Raw genomic sequence first — 15,837 nt, 5'->3', positions numbered from 1 at the left:
CTCAATAGCGGAAGCGCAATGTCGCTCCGAAAGTGCGCGGCGGCAGGAACGACGCGTAGCCGTCGCGCAGCGGCACTTCCGTAATCGTGTTGATGTTGAGGCGGTCGGTCATGTTCTTGCCCCAGAAATCGACCGACCATTTGTCGTCGGGGGTGGTGAGCGTCAGTCCCAGATCGAGACTGCGCTGTCCGTCGATCAGTTCGACCGGCGTGTTGTTGATAGAGCTGAAGAAGGACGAGCTATAGGTATATTCGACGCGCGCCGCCGCCTTGTATCCGCCCCCGATTTCGGTCTCATAGGAGGTTCCGACGAAGAATTTGTGCTTGGGCGAACGGCCGAGGCGATTGCCCGCCAGATCGGCCGTGCCGACGACCAGTTCCTTGATATTGGAATCGGTGTAGGCGTAGTTGCCGTAGATATTCCATCCGTCGACCGGAATGGCATTCACCTCCAGCTCGGCCCCCTTGATCACGACCTTGCCGGCGTTGCCGGTCGTCCCGAACGGCGGAAAGGCCGGATCGACGATACGGATCACGGTGACCTGCAGATCGGTATAGTCGGTGTAGAACAATGACGCATTGAAGCGCAGGCGGCGGTCGAACCATTCGGTCTTCATGCCGACCTCATAGTTCCACGCGAATTCGGGATCGAACGCCGTCATCGCGCTCAGCTTTTCGATCTCGGTATCGCTGAAGCCGCCGCTCTTGAACCCGCGCGAGAGCGACGCGTAGAAGAATTTGGTCGGGGTCGCCTGATAGTTGATCGAGAGCGAGGGCGTGAAGGCGTCCCATGAGTCCTTGCCCGGAGCCGTGAAGCCCGGAACGATGACGCCGCCGTCCCGATAGGGCACGAAATTATTGCCCCCGGCGACGGCGACATGATCCTTCTTGTCGAGGCTCCAGCGCAGACCGGCGCGCAGTTTGAGTTCGTCGGTCACGTCCCATGCAATGTTGGCGAATGCGGCATAGGAATCGGTCTTGTTACGCCCGTCGAAACGGCGGCGGCCCTCGCTATTGCGGCTAACGAAGCGATAATCGGTAATGTCGGTCGATTTCACATTTTCGTGAAAATAGAAGAGGCCGATCACAGTGCTGATATCGGATCCGATTTCCGAGGCGAGGCGCAGTTCCTGCGAGAATTGGCTCGAATCGACGTCGCTTTGCTGGATGAACAGCGTGTGATGGAACTGGCCGCGGTTCGGATCGGTCAGCGGCGCGACGAACAACCCTGTCGTATTGGCGCGGGTCGACGAGGTCGATTCGCGATAGGCGGTTATCGAAGCGATCTCGCCGATGCCCGTCTGGAACCGTGCATTGAGGCTGACGCCGCCATTATCAACGTCGCTGAAGCCGTCGTCGGTATGGTTGCGGCCGCGGCGCGGATCGGCGTTCGACTTTCCAATGGAGTTCGGGCCTTCGCGCAGCAGGTGCCACCAGTTGCCGGTCGCCCGAAGCCGCGAGATATCGGCATTGAGCTGGATATCGACATCGCTGTTGGGCTGAAAGCGCAGCGCACCGCGCGCCACAATCGACTGTTCGTCTTCGATATCCTTGCCCGTTGTCTCGTTGAATGCGTAACCATTATGATTGCGCGACGAAACCGCGACCTTCGCTGACAGCGTGTCCGAAATCGGCCCGCTGACCAGGAAATTGCCATCGATCCTGCGATAATTGCCGAGCGTAAGCGCGGCCTGCGCACGAAACTCGTCGTCGGGCTTGAGGGTAAAATAGGAAATCGCCCCGCCGACGACATTGCGGCCGAACAATGTGCCCTGCGGACCGCGCAGCACTTCGACGCGCGCCAAGTCTACGAAATCGGTGCCCGTCATCGCGGGTCGACCCATATAGACATCGTCGACAAAGATGCCGATCGCCCCGTCGCGGGCCGAACCGCTGGCGGTGCCGCCGATGCCGCGGATGAAATAGCGCGGCTGACCCGGCGAGAAGGTGTCATAGCTCACATTCGGAGTGCGCGCGGCAAGCTCGGCGATGCTCGTGACTGCCGACTTCTCGAGCGTATCGCCCGAAAAGGCGGTCAACGACAGCGGGACAGTCTGCAGGTTCTCGCTCCGCTTCTGCGCGGTAACGACGATCTCCTCGAGACCGCCGGGCTCGGATGCGGCCGATGACCCATTCTCCGCTGCGGAACCCGCGGGCGCGGTCGGTGTCTGGGCGAATGCCGGAAAAGCCAGCGCCGACGACGCGGCGAGAAGCGCGAAAGTAAGATTGCTACGAGTCCCCATGATTATTCTCCTATCCCTGAGCTTTTATCTTTTGACCATCCGCCGATCGGCGCGTGGTGTGATCGAGTGCCAGAAGCCGGCGCGCCGCGGCCGCATCGGCAAGCTGCCCTCCGAGATCCTCGATGACGCGCCGCGCCTTCATGACGAGAGCAGCATTCGACGGCGCCAGAACGCCGCGATCGAGGTAGACGGTATCTTCGAGGCCGACGCGGGCATGTCCGCCGGCGAGCACGGACTGCGCGACCATCGGAAAGGCCGCCCGGCCGATACCAAAGGCCGCCCAGGTCGACCCGGCCGGCAGCAGGCCCGACGCATAGAGCGCCGTCGCCGCGCTTGCCTGGAATCCGTAGCGTACGCCGGTCACGATCGAGCAGAGCGGCGCAGTATCGAGCGTGCCGTCCTTGATGAGATCGTGGAGCAAGGCGATGTCGCCCGAGTCGAACAATTCGATCTCCGGCTTGACCCCTGCCTCGCGGATGACTGCGGCCATGCGCCTTACATTGTCGGGCGTATTGATGACGACCGCCGCGCCCGAGTTCATGGTGTTCAGGTCGAGCGTGCAGATGTCCGGCCGCAGCAACGCGATATGTTCGACGCGGGCTTCGGGAGCGAGCAAGGTGGTTCCCGCCGCCGCAATCTTCGGATCGTCGCGTGAAGGCACAAAACGCCCGCCGGGGCCGGTGGTGATATTGAGCACCAGTTCGGGCCGGGCGTCGCGGATGCGCTCGATTACCTCGCGGTAATGCGCAATTTCCATCGAAGGCGCGCCGGTTTCGGGATCGCGCACATGGAGATGCACGACCGCAGCCCCGGCATCGCCAGCTTCAATTGCGGAATTCGCGATTTCGGCGGGCGTAACCGGCAGATGCGGCGTCTGCTCGCGCGTGGTGAGATTGCCGGTAACGGCGCAGGTGAGGATGATCGGGTCGGTGATCGGAAACATCGCCGCAGCCCTTCAGAGTGCTCGGCCGCCATCGATCTGGACGATGTGCCCGGTCGAATAGCGAAGGTGGGTGGCGCAGGCGAGCACCGCATCGGCCACATCGTCGGCGGTGGCGATCCGCCGCAGCGGAATGCTGGCCTCGACGCGCGCATTGAAGTCGGCGCTGCGGCCCGGCACGAAATCGCTGTCGACCACACCGGGAGAGACGGCGAGCACACGCACTTCGGGTGCCAGCGCGCGCGCCAGAGCCTTCGTCATCACGTCGATGCCCGCCTTGGCGGCGCAATAGGCGATATTCGAACCGACGCCGGTAAATCCGGCGATCGACGATAGCGAAACGATCAGCCCGTTTTTCGACGCCTTGAGCATCGGCGCGAAGGTCCGGATCGCCGCAAACTGACCCCGCCAGTTAACGCGGAAAATCTCGTCGATCAGCGCATCGTCGAGCGCGTCGAGGTCGGCGTGGGCGACAGGCTGGGTAAAGCCCGCGGCATTGACCAATATATCCAAAACAGCACAATCGATTGCAAGATTGTCTCGCAATTGCTCGATCGAAGCGGTGTCGGAAATGTCCGCGGGACAGGCCCGATGGCCAGTGCCGTCAAGCGATGCAAGCAGTTCCCCCGCGCTCTCGACGCCCGCCGCACTGTGGCGGTAGACGATGATGATCCGCGCTCCCGCAGTGGCGAGGGCGCGCGCGCTTGCCGCACCGATCGCGCCGGTGCCGCCGAAAATCAGCGCCGTCTTTCCTGTCAGGGACTGGGGCATCATGCTGCTCCTCACGCGATCGGGGGATGCGGCAAGTGCGTTTCCCCTTCCCGCATCGTGAAGGTCCGCTCGAGCCGGTAAGCCGCCTCGCCGTCCGTATCGCTGCGCGCATAGGTGCCGACTAGCTTGTCACTGACGCCGAACACGACATCGCTCGTCAGATGCTCGTCATCCTGGACGAATATCTGGGTGATCAGCGTCCGATACCCGTCTTTCCACGCCAGAAAATGGATGTGCGCCGGCCGGAAAGGATGGCGCTGCTGATGAGCAAGCAAGCCGCCGACCGGCCCGTGCGTCGGCACCGGATAGCCCGCCGGCATCACCGTTTCGAAGCCGAACCGCCCATCCGCATCGGTAATGAACTTGCCGCGCAAATTCATTTCGCTCTGCGTATCATCTTGATTTTCATAGAGTCCGCAGGGCGACGCCTGCCACACATCGACCTCGACCCCGGCTATCCCCTGCCCCGCGCGATCGACGATATGGCCGGCGACTTCGAGCGGACGGCCCGGCGTCGCCGAGCGGATGATCGAGCCGCCATTGGGTGTCAGCGGCGAATGCATCCGCCAGAACGGGCCAAGCAAAGCTTCGTCGCCTTCCCAGGCTTCGTCATTGTGACACGCGAGCGTCGTCAGCCCGAAAACATCGGCGAGCAGGATTGCTTCATTATGCGTCGAAGTCGTCGCCTGCCCCACCGCATTGATGAACGCGATGCCCGTATCCAGCTCTTCGCGCGTCAACCCGGTCTCGCGCACGGCGGCATGCAGATGCCGCGTCAACGCCTCGCACACTTCGCGAAGACGCGCATCGCCCGTCTGGGAAAAGGATGCGACGACGGCCTCCGTGATCATACCGGCTTCGTCCGCTTCGCGGTCCAGCGTCGTCGAGTCGAGCATGTCGCAACCTCTCTCTATTGCCTGGCCCGGTCGTGAAAGCGGGGCGCTACGTGCAACTTCATCGTCGAAGAACGGATCGGCAATCTTGCGGCGCTGCCATTCTCGCTCCGAACAAGAATCTCTTTACAATCGATTGCAGAGACTGCAAACAAAAAATGTTACCGCGATGTGACCACGCGCAATTTGCCGGGGTCCTTCGCGCGAAGGATATGCGTCGGGGCCGTCCCGGCGGCTCGCACATGAAGGAAATGAAATTGATGACCACCGGTTATGCCACTTCGCGCCGACTTCGCCTTCTGCACAAGGCCGAGAGTGTCGACGCCATCGCGCCGGTGATCGAAAATGGTCTGCCGGAGTGCGATGAACAGGCGCAGGTCGTCGTCGAAGTGGCCTGCGCCGCAGTCAATCCCAGCGACGTCAAGGCCGCAATCGGAATGATGCCCTATGCCATATGGCCGCGCACACCGGGCCGCGACTTTTCCGGACGCGTCGTCGAGGGTCCTTCGCACCTGATCGGCACGGAGGTCTGGGGATCAAGCGGCGACCTTGGCATCCGCTGCGATGGCTCACATTCCACGCATCTGGTGCTTGATCATGACTGTGTCGCACCCAAGCCCGGCAATATCTCGCTGATCGAGGCGGGTGCTGCGGGCGTTCCCTTCGTCACGGCATGGGAAGGGTTGAAACGCGCGGGTCTGCCCCAGGCTGGTGAAGCGATCGCGATCTTCGGTGCCAACGGTAAGGTTGGGCAGGCCGCGGCACAGATTGCAACCATGTTGGGCGCGCGGGTGATCGGTATCACGCGGCGCGACGAAGGCTATATCGGCCATGCCAGCGCGGCAATCGACATGATCGATTCGAGCAGCGAAGATGCTGCCGCCGCGATCCGCGCACGGACCGACGGCGTCGGCGTATCGCTGATCTACAATACGGTGGGCAGCCCCTATATGACCGCCGCCGCCGACGCGCTTGCCAAGCGCGGCCGACAGATATTGATCGGAACGATCGACCGCGTCGTCCCATTCGACATTTTGCAATTCTACCGCGGCCAGCACCATTATATCGGTATCGACACATTGGCGCTCGACACGCGTGCGACGGTCGCGTCGCTCACCGAACTTGCGCCGCACTTCGAATCCGGCGCGCTACGGCCCTTCGCAGTGAAGCCCGACGGGATCCACGCGCTCGAGGATGCGGCCAATGCCTATGCGAAAGTGATGCGTTCGGATCGCGAACGCGTGGTGATCGTACCCCGATGACCACCGCCATGCAGGTGACCCGCTTTTCCGAAGCGCCCGAATATCAGGCGCCCGGCCATCACGCGATGCGCTGCCTGCGCGTCCAGGGAATGGAAGCAGGGCCCTCGACCGCCATGTGGATGGCGATCTCGACGATCGCCCCCGGCGGCAGCATTGCGCCGAGTACCTCGTCGCTAGAGAAGATGTATGTCATACTCGAGGGAAGCGTCGAGATGACGAGCGCGGGCGAAACGGTGCGGCTGGGTCTATGGGATTCGTGCCGCATCGCGCCCGGCGCCGACCGTGCGCTGGTCAATCGCACCGAAACGCCGGCGACGATCCTGCTGGCGATGGAAAACGCCCCGCCCACGCCTCCCTAACCGCTATCGCGCCCTCGTGCGGTCGCCGTCGAGCCGCGCACGATCAGTGTCGGCGCCAGCACAATATTGCGCGTCGAATATTCCTTGCCCGTCAATTGCTGCAACAACAGGTCGGCGGCGACGCGGCCGATTTCCTGATGGCTGATCCGTACCGTGGTGAGCGGCGGCGCGACCATGTCGACGAGCGGCATGTCATTGTGCCCGACGATCGAGAGGTCGTCCGGCACCGATCGGCCGCCGCGGGCCGCGGCATCATAAGCGCCAAGCGCCAGAAGATCATTGGCGGCGACGATCGCGGTGATGTCGGGCGCCGAGGCAAGCAATCGCTCGCCGGCGCGCAGGCCTTCCTCGCGGCTATAGGCTTCGGTTGCTTCGCTCGGGCAATTCCCGGCAGCGAGGCCGTGCAGCGCGATCGCGTCGTAAAACCCCTTGCGCCGCAGATGACCTGTAGAGATGGTTTCGGGTCCGGCAAGATGGCCGATCCGTTTGTGACCGAGCGCCACGAGATGGTCGACCGCCAGCTGCATGCCCAGCGTATCGTCCGACACGACGGCGGACAGCCGGCGCCTTTCCTCGGCGCGGTTGACCAGCACCGCGGGTAGATTCTGTTCGAGGCAGAAATCGACGATGGGATCGTCGCGGCTCACCGTCGCGAGGATGAAGCCGTCGATCCGGCGCGCGACCAATTGATTGGCGAGCTCAAGATGCCGCGCCGGGTTGGTGCCGACGTCGGCGACGAGAATGGAATAGCCTTGCGCGGCAAGACTGGCGCTCGCGCCGCTCAAAATAGGCGAGAATACGGTATTGGCGATGTCCGGAACGAGCGCCCCGATCAGTTGCGAACGACCGGTACGCAATCCGGCAGCCATAAGATTGGGCCGATATCCAAGGCTCCCGGCAAGCTTCGCCACCCGCTCGGCCACCTCGGGAACGACCATATGACGCGTCGCCGGGTTGAGCGCGCGCGAAACCGTCGAGGCATGCACGCCCGCCGCCTCGGCAACATGCTTCAAAGTGACCGTCCCAACCGGCTTCGATCGTTTTGCCACCGTGACTCCTTCAGGACGATTGGCTTGCCTTTATCGCACGCAAAGACAAGGGCATTCTGGAAATTGAAGATTACAGCCCGGGTTCGATTTTACAATCGATTGCGCACGATGCACTGCCATTCCGTCCCTTTTTGGCTTTCTGCGTGCTCGCGATACGGCGGATGATCGACAGAAAATATTGCGTTGCCGGCGCCAATTCCGCGTCACGCCGCAGCGTGACGCCAACCGCACCATAGCCTATGTCGACATCGATCGGCAGCCGCACGAGATCGGGTTGCGAACCCGCGACCTCAAAGGGCAGCGCAGCCACCATGTCGGTTTCCCGCAGAAGCGCGAAATTGGCCAGGATCGACACCGATTCGATCGATAGTGCCGGCAGTTCAAGGCCGGCGGCACGAAACCCCTGCTCAAGCTGGCGGCGCAGCGATGTCTCGGGCGGCGGGAGTATCCATTCCTGCGACCGGAGATCGGCCAGCTTTAACGCAGATCGCCGCGCCAGCGGATGCCCCCGGCGCACCACGATCGAAACCGGCTCTTCGTATAATATTTCATGCGTCAGTCCCGCGCGTTCACGATATTCGGGAAGACGGCCGATTACGAGGTCGAGATCGCCGCCGCGCAGCATCGGACGGAGCTTGTCGTTCGTTCCCTCGACCACCGAAATACGGATCCCCGGCCGCTCGCGCTTCAACGCGATGATGGCGCGAGGCAAGAGGTGCGGCGCCGCCGCAAGCAAGGTGCCGACGACGACACGCCCCGAAGCGCCCTGCGTGAGCGAAGACAGTTCATCGCTCGCATGGCGCAATTGCGCCAGCACGAGCTTGGCATGACGGATGACGACCTCGCCGAACAGCGTTGGCATTACCCCGCGCGATGAACGGGCGAACAGTTCGACGCCGAGCGCATGTTCCAGATCGCGTAGCATCTTCGTTGCTGCGGGCTGGGCGACATTCAGCGTGGCGGCAGCACGCAGGATGCTGCCCTGTTCGCTCACCGCGACCAGCAGGCGCAACTGCCTGAGCTTGATCCCGGTGAGCAGTCGGTTCTCGAACCGCGGCGCCTCGGGGGCGGGTTGGGCCATATCGCTATCTCATTCCTGTTATACCCGAGAGACAAAATTATATTATCGGAGCATATCTACACCCTTTAGCAGCGACTTTGCAATCGATTGTAGAGCGTTTCTCATAGGTGTCGTCGCCGACGTTGCGGCGAGCACAGCGACCCGCTCCGCGCGATTGGGAAACAATTGCTCACCGGATGGATCATGCCCAACACACCCTATCCCTTCGCCAGTCGCGTGCTGGCCAATTATGTCGACGGCAGGTTCGTCGAGACCGGCCAGAGCTTCGCTGCGGTCGATCCCGTTACGGCGAACGAGATTGGCCGGGTGGCGCTCGCTGACCGCGAAACGGTGGATGCGGCGGTGCAAGCCGCGCGGCGCGCGCTCAAGGGACCGTGGGGGCGCATGTCGCTCGCCGAGCGTTCGGCCTTGCTGGGGAAAGTCGCCGACATGATCGAGGCGCGCTTCGACGATTTCGTCGCCGCCGAGATTGCCGACACCGGCAAATCCATCCTTCAGGCGACGAAGATCGACATTCCGCGCGGCGCCGCCAATTTCCGCAATTTCGCCGCGCTCGCGCAAGGGCGGTCGAACCAGTCCTTCGAAAGCGAAACCCCCGACGGATTGGGCGCGATCAACTATAGCATCGCGAAGCCGCTGGGCGTCGTCGCGGTGGTCTCGCCGTGGAACCTGCCGCTGCTCCTGCTCACCTGGAAAGTGGCGCCGGCGCTCGCCTGCGGCAACACGGTCGTCGCCAAGCCTTCGGAAGAGACGCCCTCGACCGCGACCTTGCTCGCCGAGGTGATGGATGCGGCGGGTATGCCCCCGGGGGTGTTCAACCTCGTTCACGGCTTCGGCGGCGGTTCGACCGGCGAGTGGCTGGTCGGCCATCCCGACATCGACGCAATCACCTTCACCGGCGAATCCTCGACCGGCTCGGCGATCATGCGCAGCGCAGCGAACGGCGTGAAACCGATCTCGTTCGAACTGGGTGGCAAGAATGCCGCGATCATATTCGCCGATGCCGATTTCGACGCCGCGGTGGCGGGGACGATGCGGTCGGTGTTCACCAATTGCGGGCAGGTCTGCCTCTGCTCGGAGCGCGTCTATGTCGAGCGCCCGATCTTCGAGCGCTTCGTCGCCGAACTAGCGGAACGCGCGCGCGCAATCACGATCGGCGACCCCTATGACGGCGCCGACATGGGGCCGCTGATTTCGGCGCAGCACCGCGAAAAGGTGCTGGGCTATTATCGGCTCGCGGTCGAGGAAGGCGCGACGATCGTTACCGGCGGCGGCGTGCCGCACTTCGGCAACGAACTCGACCAAGGCGCCTTCGTCGAACCGACGATCCTCACCGGTCTCGGCGACGACGCGCGCTGCGTGCGCGAAGAGATTTTCGGCCCCGTCTGCCACATCGCGCCGTTCGACAACGAGGATGAGGTGATCGAGCGCACTAATGACTCCCCCTACGGCCTCGCCTCGGCGGTGTGGACCAGCGACGTCAAGCGCGCCCACCGCGTCGCGCGGCAGCTCGAAGTGGGCGTCGTCTGGGTCAACGACTGGTTCCTGCGCGACCTCCGCACGCCTTTCGGCGGGGTCAAATTATCGGGAATTGGCCGCGAGGGCGGCGAGCACTCGCTCGCCTTCTATTCCGAGCCCGTCAACATCTGCATCAAATTGTGAGCGCCGCCATGTCCGCCAACGTTAACGCCCAAATCGCCGAGCAGCTTCGCACCGCCGAAGTCAGCGGCACGCCTTGCGCGCCGATCGCTCCCCTGCTGCCGGCCGGCGACCTTGCCGCGGCCTATGCGGTGCAGGAAATCAACACCGACGCCGCGCTGGCCGCCGGCCGGCGGCTGGCCGGACGCAAAATCGGGCTGACGTCCGCGTCGGTTCAGAAGCAGCTCGGCGTCGATCAACCCGATTATGGGATGCTCTTCGCCGACATGGCGTGGGACGATGGCGCCGAAGTGCCGATTGACGCCATTCTTCAGCCGAAAGTCGAGGCCGAAGTCGCACTGGTGCTGGAACGCGACCTTCCGCACGAACGGCATACGGTCGCGGACATCATCTCGGCGACCGCCTATGCGCTGCCCGGCATCGAGATCGTCGGCAGCCGCATCGCCGACTGGAAGATCGGCATCGTCGATACGATCGCCGATAATGCGTCGTCGGGCGGCTTCGTGCTCGGCAGCTCGCCGCGCCTGCTTCGCCAACTCGATCTGCGGCTGTGCGGGATGGTGCTCGAAGTGAATGGCCAGGTCCAGTCGTCCGGCGCCGGCCGCGCCTGCCTCGGCAATCCACTCAACGCCGCGCGCTGGCTCGCCGACATGATGGTCGCCAAGGGGCGGCCACTTCAGGCGGGCGACATCATCCTCACCGGCGCGCTCGGTCCGATGGCGACGGTCCGGTCCGGTCACGCCGTGGACGTGCGGATCAGCGGGCTGGGCGATGTTTCGGTACGCTTCGGCGAAGGAGCACGCGCATGACCGCGAAAACAAAGGTTGCGATCATCGGTTCGGGCAACATCGGCACCGATCTGATGATCAAGATACTGCGGCTGTCGGAGACCCTCGAAATGGCCGCGATGGTCGGCATCGACGCCGCATCGGACGGACTCGCCCGCGCGGCCCGGCTCGGCGTAGCGACGACATCGGACGGGATCGACGGGCTGGTCGCCCTCCCCGGCTTTGACGCGATCGATATGGTTTTCGACGCGACGTCGGCGGGTGCGCATGCGCGCCACAATGACGTGCTGCGGACGCACGGCAAGACCGTGATCGACCTGACCCCCGCCGCGATCGGTCCCTATGTCATCCCCCCGGTCAACGGCGACGATCATCTCGATGCCGGGAACGTCAATATGGTCACCTGCGGCGGTCAGGCGACGATCCCGATTGTCGCCGCGATCAACCGCGTCGCCAAGGTTCATTATGGCGAGATCGTCGCCTCGATCGCTTCGAAAAGTGCCGGTCCCGGCACCCGCGCGAACATCGACGAGTTCACCGAGACGACGAGCCAGGCGATCATGGAGGTTGGCGGCGCGACGCGTGGCAAGGCGATCATCGTCCTCAACCCCGCCGAGCCGCCGCTCATCATGCGCGACACCGTGTTCTGTCTGACCGAGGATGGCGATCGCGACGCGATCGCCGCATCGGTCGAAGCGATGGTGGCCGAGGTGCAAGGATATGTTCCGGGCTACCGCCTCAAACAGGCGGTGCAGTTCGAGCATATCGGCAGCAACGCCCCGCTGCGCATTCCCGAGATGGACCGCAGCTTCACCGGCCTGAAGGTCACCGTCTTCCTCGAGGTCGAAGGCGCGGCGCATTATCTGCCTGCCTACGCCGGCAATCTCGACATCATGACCTCCGCCGCGCTGCGCACCGCGGAAAAGATCGCGGCACGCCGCCAGCCGGAGCTGGCAGCATGAACTTCGACCCCACAGTGACAAAACTCTACATCCAGGACGTCACCCTACGCGACGGAATGCACGCGATCCGCCATCAATATGGGCTCGACCATGTCGTGCGCATCGCCAAGGCGCTCGACGCCGCAAAGGTCGATGCGATCGAGGTCGCGCATGGCGACGGCCTCGCCGGATCGAGCTTCAATTATGGCTTCGGGGCGCACACCGACTGGGAATGGATCGGCGCAGTTGCCGAGGTACTCGAGCACAGCATCCTCACCACATTGCTGCTGCCGGGCATCGGCACCGTTCACGACCTGCACCGCGCGCACGACATGGGGGTGCGCTCGGTTCGCGTCGCGACGCATTGTACCGAGGCCGATGTCTCGAAACAGCATATCGAGGCGGCGCGCAGCCTTGGCATGGACGTCTCGGGCTTCCTGATGATGAGCCATATGGTCGAGCCCCACATCCTCGCCGCGCAGGCAAAGCTGATGGAAGATTATGGGGCGCAATGCATCTATGTCACCGACAGCGGCGGTGCGCTCGACATGGAAGGTGTTCGCGCGCGCCTTGTGGCCTATGACCATGTGCTGCGCCCGGAAACCCAGCGCGGAATCCATGCCCATCACAATCTGTCGCTCGGCGTCGCCAACTCGCTGGTCGCCGTGCAGTGCGGTGCGCTGCGCGTCGATGCGAGCCTTGCGGGCATGGGCGCCGGCGCGGGCAATGCGCCGCTCGAGGTGTTCATCGCTGCCGCCGACCGCAAGGGCTGGAAGCACGGTTGCGACCTGATGGCGTTGATGGACGCCGCCGAAGATCTCGTCCGGCCGCTGCAGGATCGTCCGGTCCGGGTCGACCGCGAGACACTGAGCCTCGGCTATGCTGGCGTCTATTCGAGCTTCCTGCGCCACGCCGAAAAGGCGGCGGCGGATCACGGCCTCGATACCCGCGCCATCCTCGTCGAACTCGGCCGCCGCCGCATGGTCGGCGGACAGGAAGACATGATCACCGACGTAGCGCTGGACATGGTCCGGCAAAAGGAAAGCCTGTGATGCCCGACCTCAACTCCCTCGCCGAACGGCTGGACACCGCAGCCCGAACCGCATCCGCCACAACCCAGCTCACCGCCGCGCATCCCGATCTCTCGCTCGATGACGCCTATGCGATCCAGCGCCGGCTGATCGCGCATCGCGAAGCGCGCGGCGAACGGGTCATCGGGATGAAGATGGGCTTCACCAGCCGCGCCAAGATGGCGCAGATGGGAGTTTCCGACCTGATCTGGGGTCGGCTGACCGATGCGATGCAGATCGCTGACGATGGCACGCTCGACCTGCGCCGCTTTGTCCATCCGCGGATCGAGCCCGAGGTCGCTTTCCGCCTCAAGGCACCGCTCGCTGGCCCCGTCGGTTCGGCGGAAGCCCTCGCGGCGATCGAGGCGGTTGCACCGGCGATGGAAGTGATCGACAGCCGCTACGCCGACTTCCGCTTCGCGCTCGAAGACGTCGTCGCCGACAACAGTTCCTCGTCGGCCTTTGTCGTCGGCAGCTGGCAAGCCCCCTTCGGCGACATGTCCAATCTCGGCATGGTAATGAGCTTTGACGGGCGTGCCGTCCAGTTCGGCTCGAGCGGTGCGATCCTCGGCAATCCGCTGCGTTCGCTCGTCGAGGCCGCCCGCCTCGCCGGAGAGGCTGGCGTCACACTCGAAGCCGGCTGGATCATCCTGTGCGGCGCGGCCACCAATGCCGAGGCGCTGCGACCCGGATGCCATGTCCGGCTCGAAGCCGAACGGCTCGGCCGCGTCCACCTCAACATATTAGAGCAAGGCGCATGACCGGGGGCCGCGTGATCCCGGGCAAGGCCGTGCCGCGCGGCGCCTTCCCGCACTATCGCCGTGCCGGCGATTTCCTGTTCGTATCGGGCACGAGTTCACGGCGCGCCGACAACAGCATCGCCGGCGCCGATGCCGATGGCTTCGGCGCGACCAGCCTCGACATTCGCGCGCAGACGCGCGCGGTGATCGAAAATATCGGCGACATTCTGGCCGACGCGGGAGCCAGCCTCGCCGACGTCGTCGATGTTGGCGTGTTCCTCGTCAATATGAACGATTTCAAGGGTTTCAACGAAAGCTACGCCGAATATTTCGGCACCGATGGGCCGACGCGGACGACTGTCGCGGTCCACCAGCTGCCCCACCCCCACCTGCTCATCGAAATCAAGGCGACCGCTTATCGTCCCCTGGCAAGCGGCCCGAACGAAAAGGCGAAATGACATGCTGACCTATGGCCTTCCCTTCAATTTCCAAAAATGGATCGAGGACCATCGCGACCTGCTGAAGCCGCCGGTCGGCAATGCCCAAATCTGGCAGGACGCCGACTTCATCGTGACGATCGTCGGCGGCCCCAATCAGCGCACCGACTATCATGTCGATCCGTGCGAAGAGTTTTTCTACCAGATGCAGGGCGACATGAACCTTCGGCTTTGGGAGGACGGCAAACCGCGCGATCTGCCGATTCGCGAGGGCGATATCTTCCTTCTGCCGCCCGGCGTGCCACATTCACCGCAGCGCCCCGTCGCGGGCAGTATCGGCCTTGTGATCGAACGCCAACGCCCCGAGGGCATGATCGACTTCTTCCAATGGTATTGCGACGATTGCGGCGAGATCGTCCACCGCGTCGAGGTCCAGCTCAAGAGCATCGTCGAGGATCTGCCGCCCCTGTTCCAGCGCTTCTACGACAGCACGGAGCTGCGCACCTGCGGCGGATGCGGCACCGTTCATCCCGGCAAGGCCTGAGAGGAGCATCGCGATGACGCTCGCTATCGATATTCACAGCCACTTCCTGCCCGCCGAATGGCCCGACCTTGCCGCACGCTTCGGCACGCCCGACTGGCCGTGGATGAAGCATCTCGGCGACGGCAAGGCGATGATCATGGTCGGCGACCGCGAATTCCGTCCCGTCCACGAGGATTTGTGGAATGGCGCACGGCGCATCGCTGCGATGGACGCGCATGGCATCGATATTCAGGTCATGTCGGCGACGCCGGTGATGTTCTCCTATGAGCGGCCGGCGGCGCATGCGAGCGAAGTCGCGCGGATATTCAACGCCGCGGCGCGCGAGATTTGCGCGCATGACCCCAAGCGCCTCAAGTCGCTGTGCCAGGTGCCATTGCAGGACACCGATGCCGCCTGCGCCGAGCTCGATACAGCAATGGCCGAGGGGCATATTGGCGTCCAGATCGGCAATCATGTCGGCGAACGCAATCTCGACGATGCCGGGCTCGTGACCTTCCTCCATCACTGCGCCGACGTCGGCGCCGCGGTGCTGATCCATCCCTGGGACATGATGGCGCAGGCGCGCATGCCCAAATATATGATGTCGTGGCTCGTCGGCATGCCCGCCGAAACCCAGCTGTCGATCCTGTCGCTGATCCTGTCAGGGGCGTTCGAAAAACTGCCGCGGAACCTGCGGATCTGCTTCGCGCACGGCGGCGGCAGCTTCGCCTTCCTCCTCGGGCGCGTCGATAATGCGTGGCGTCACCGCGACATCGTGCGCGCCGACTGCCCGCAGCTGCCGTCGAGCTATACCGACCGCTTCTATGTCGATTCCGCCGTCTTCAACGAAGACGCGCTCGCCCTCCTGGTCAAGGTGATGGGCGAAGACCGCGTCGTGCTCGGTTCCGACTATCCCTTCCCGCTCGGCGAGCAAGTGGTCGGCAAGATGATCCGCGAAGATGATGGCATCTCGCCCGATCTGCGCGCCAAGCTGATGGGCCTCAACGCCGCCCGCTTCTTCGGTCTCGAGAGAGGCAATTAACATTATCGACCACCGCCCACATCCGTGATGCGGGCGATGT

Annotated in this window: 16 protein-coding genes; 10 read left to right on the top strand and 6 right to left on the bottom strand. The window is 63.7% G+C overall.

From position 1 onward, the window contains the following. Position 1: 1 nt before the first annotated feature. Genes FG91_RS03945 through FG91_RS03930 form a run of 4 tightly spaced genes read right to left on the bottom strand, consistent with a single transcriptional unit; the run spans position 2 to position 4,849 of the window. On the bottom strand, positions 2–2,242 hold the full coding sequence (locus tag FG91_RS03945) for a TonB-dependent receptor (RefSeq protein ID WP_052187281.1): 2,241 nt from the start codon (positions 2,240–2,242) through the stop codon (positions 2–4). 10 nt (positions 2,243–2,252) lie between these two features. Continuing rightward, positions 2,253–3,185, bottom strand: a complete 933-nt coding sequence (locus FG91_RS03940; protein ID WP_052187280.1) for a 3-keto-5-aminohexanoate cleavage protein — start codon at positions 3,183–3,185, stop codon at positions 2,253–2,255. A 12-nt stretch (positions 3,186–3,197) separates the two neighbouring features. Beyond that, positions 3,198–3,956 (bottom strand): SDR family NAD(P)-dependent oxidoreductase, encoded by a 759-nt coding sequence (locus FG91_RS03935; RefSeq protein ID WP_037512235.1) that lies wholly within the window; start codon positions 3,954–3,956, stop codon positions 3,198–3,200. An 8-nt stretch (positions 3,957–3,964) separates the two neighbouring features. Further along, positions 3,965–4,849 (bottom strand): dioxygenase family protein, encoded by an 885-nt coding sequence (locus tag FG91_RS03930; protein ID WP_081940404.1) that lies wholly within the window; start codon positions 4,847–4,849, stop codon positions 3,965–3,967. A 32-nt stretch (positions 4,850–4,881) separates the two neighbouring features. Between FG91_RS03930 and FG91_RS03925 the strand changes: the two genes are divergently transcribed. Both FG91_RS03925 and FG91_RS03920 read left to right on the top strand, forming a co-directional pair. Continuing rightward, positions 4,882–6,108, top strand: a complete 1,227-nt coding sequence (locus FG91_RS03925; RefSeq protein WP_235211932.1) for a quinone oxidoreductase family protein — start codon at positions 4,882–4,884, stop codon at positions 6,106–6,108. Beyond that, entirely contained in the window at positions 6,105–6,467 is a 363-nt protein-coding gene (locus FG91_RS03920; RefSeq protein ID WP_200878398.1) for a cupin domain-containing protein, read from the top strand. Before FG91_RS03925 ends, FG91_RS03920 begins: the two co-directional genes overlap by 4 nt. Here FG91_RS03920 and FG91_RS03915 read toward each other — a convergent pair. Together FG91_RS03915 and FG91_RS03910 are read right to left on the bottom strand one after the other, a co-directional pair. Beyond that, on the bottom strand, positions 6,464–7,516 hold the full coding sequence (locus tag FG91_RS03915; protein ID WP_081940403.1) for a LacI family DNA-binding transcriptional regulator: 1,053 nt from the start codon (positions 7,514–7,516) through the stop codon (positions 6,464–6,466). The two genes, FG91_RS03920 and FG91_RS03915, sit on opposite strands and share 4 nt — an antisense overlap. A 70-nt stretch (positions 7,517–7,586) precedes the next feature. Continuing rightward, positions 7,587–8,528 carry a LysR substrate-binding domain-containing protein gene (locus tag FG91_RS03910; RefSeq protein ID WP_235211931.1) on the bottom strand — a complete coding sequence of 314 codons (942 nt, stop codon included), beginning with the start codon at positions 8,526–8,528 and terminating at the stop codon, positions 7,587–7,589. Between the two features lie 252 nt (positions 8,529–8,780). Between FG91_RS03910 and FG91_RS03905 the strand changes: the two genes are divergently transcribed. Genes FG91_RS03905 through FG91_RS03870 form a run of 8 tightly spaced genes read left to right on the top strand, consistent with a single transcriptional unit; the run spans position 8,781 to position 15,797 of the window. After that, positions 8,781–10,259 (top strand): 2-hydroxymuconic semialdehyde dehydrogenase, encoded by a 1,479-nt coding sequence (locus FG91_RS03905; RefSeq protein ID WP_037512319.1) that lies wholly within the window; start codon positions 8,781–8,783, stop codon positions 10,257–10,259. Positions 10,260–10,267: 8 nt separating this feature from the next. After that, on the top strand, positions 10,268–11,065 hold the full coding sequence (locus FG91_RS03900; RefSeq protein ID WP_037512317.1) for a 2-keto-4-pentenoate hydratase: 798 nt from the start codon (positions 10,268–10,270) through the stop codon (positions 11,063–11,065). Next, complete coding sequence (locus FG91_RS03895; protein ID WP_037512233.1) at positions 11,062–12,006, top strand: acetaldehyde dehydrogenase (acetylating); 945 nt, start codon at positions 11,062–11,064, stop codon at positions 12,004–12,006. Before FG91_RS03900 ends, FG91_RS03895 begins: the two co-directional genes overlap by 4 nt. Continuing rightward, positions 12,003–13,037, top strand: a complete 1,035-nt coding sequence (dmpG, locus tag FG91_RS03890) for a 4-hydroxy-2-oxovalerate aldolase (RefSeq protein ID WP_037512230.1) — start codon at positions 12,003–12,005, stop codon at positions 13,035–13,037. Before FG91_RS03895 ends, dmpG begins: the two co-directional genes overlap by 4 nt. Beyond that, the gene (locus tag FG91_RS03885; protein WP_037512228.1) at positions 13,037–13,816 is read left to right on the top strand and encodes a 2-keto-4-pentenoate hydratase; all 780 of its coding nucleotides are present in this window, start codon (positions 13,037–13,039) and stop codon (positions 13,814–13,816) included. Before dmpG ends, FG91_RS03885 begins: the two co-directional genes overlap by 1 nt. Beyond that, entirely contained in the window at positions 13,813–14,253 is a 441-nt protein-coding gene (locus FG91_RS03880) for a RidA family protein (RefSeq protein WP_037512227.1), read from the top strand. Before FG91_RS03885 ends, FG91_RS03880 begins: the two co-directional genes overlap by 4 nt. Before the next feature lies 1 nt (position 14,254). Beyond that, complete coding sequence (locus FG91_RS03875; protein ID WP_037512226.1) at positions 14,255–14,776, top strand: 3-hydroxyanthranilate 3,4-dioxygenase; 522 nt, start codon at positions 14,255–14,257, stop codon at positions 14,774–14,776. Positions 14,777–14,789: 13 nt separating this feature from the next. Continuing rightward, positions 14,790–15,797 carry an amidohydrolase family protein gene (locus FG91_RS03870; RefSeq protein WP_037512225.1) on the top strand — a complete coding sequence of 336 codons (1,008 nt, stop codon included), beginning with the start codon at positions 14,790–14,792 and terminating at the stop codon, positions 15,795–15,797. The last annotated feature ends 40 nt before the right edge of the window (positions 15,798–15,837 follow it).

The organism is Sphingopyxis sp. LC81 (assembly GCF_000756375.1).
Taxonomy (GTDB): domain Bacteria; phylum Pseudomonadota; class Alphaproteobacteria; order Sphingomonadales; family Sphingomonadaceae; genus Sphingopyxis.
The sequence above is the reverse complement of the archived record's forward strand: the minus strand, read 5'-3'. Positions and strand labels throughout refer to the sequence as shown.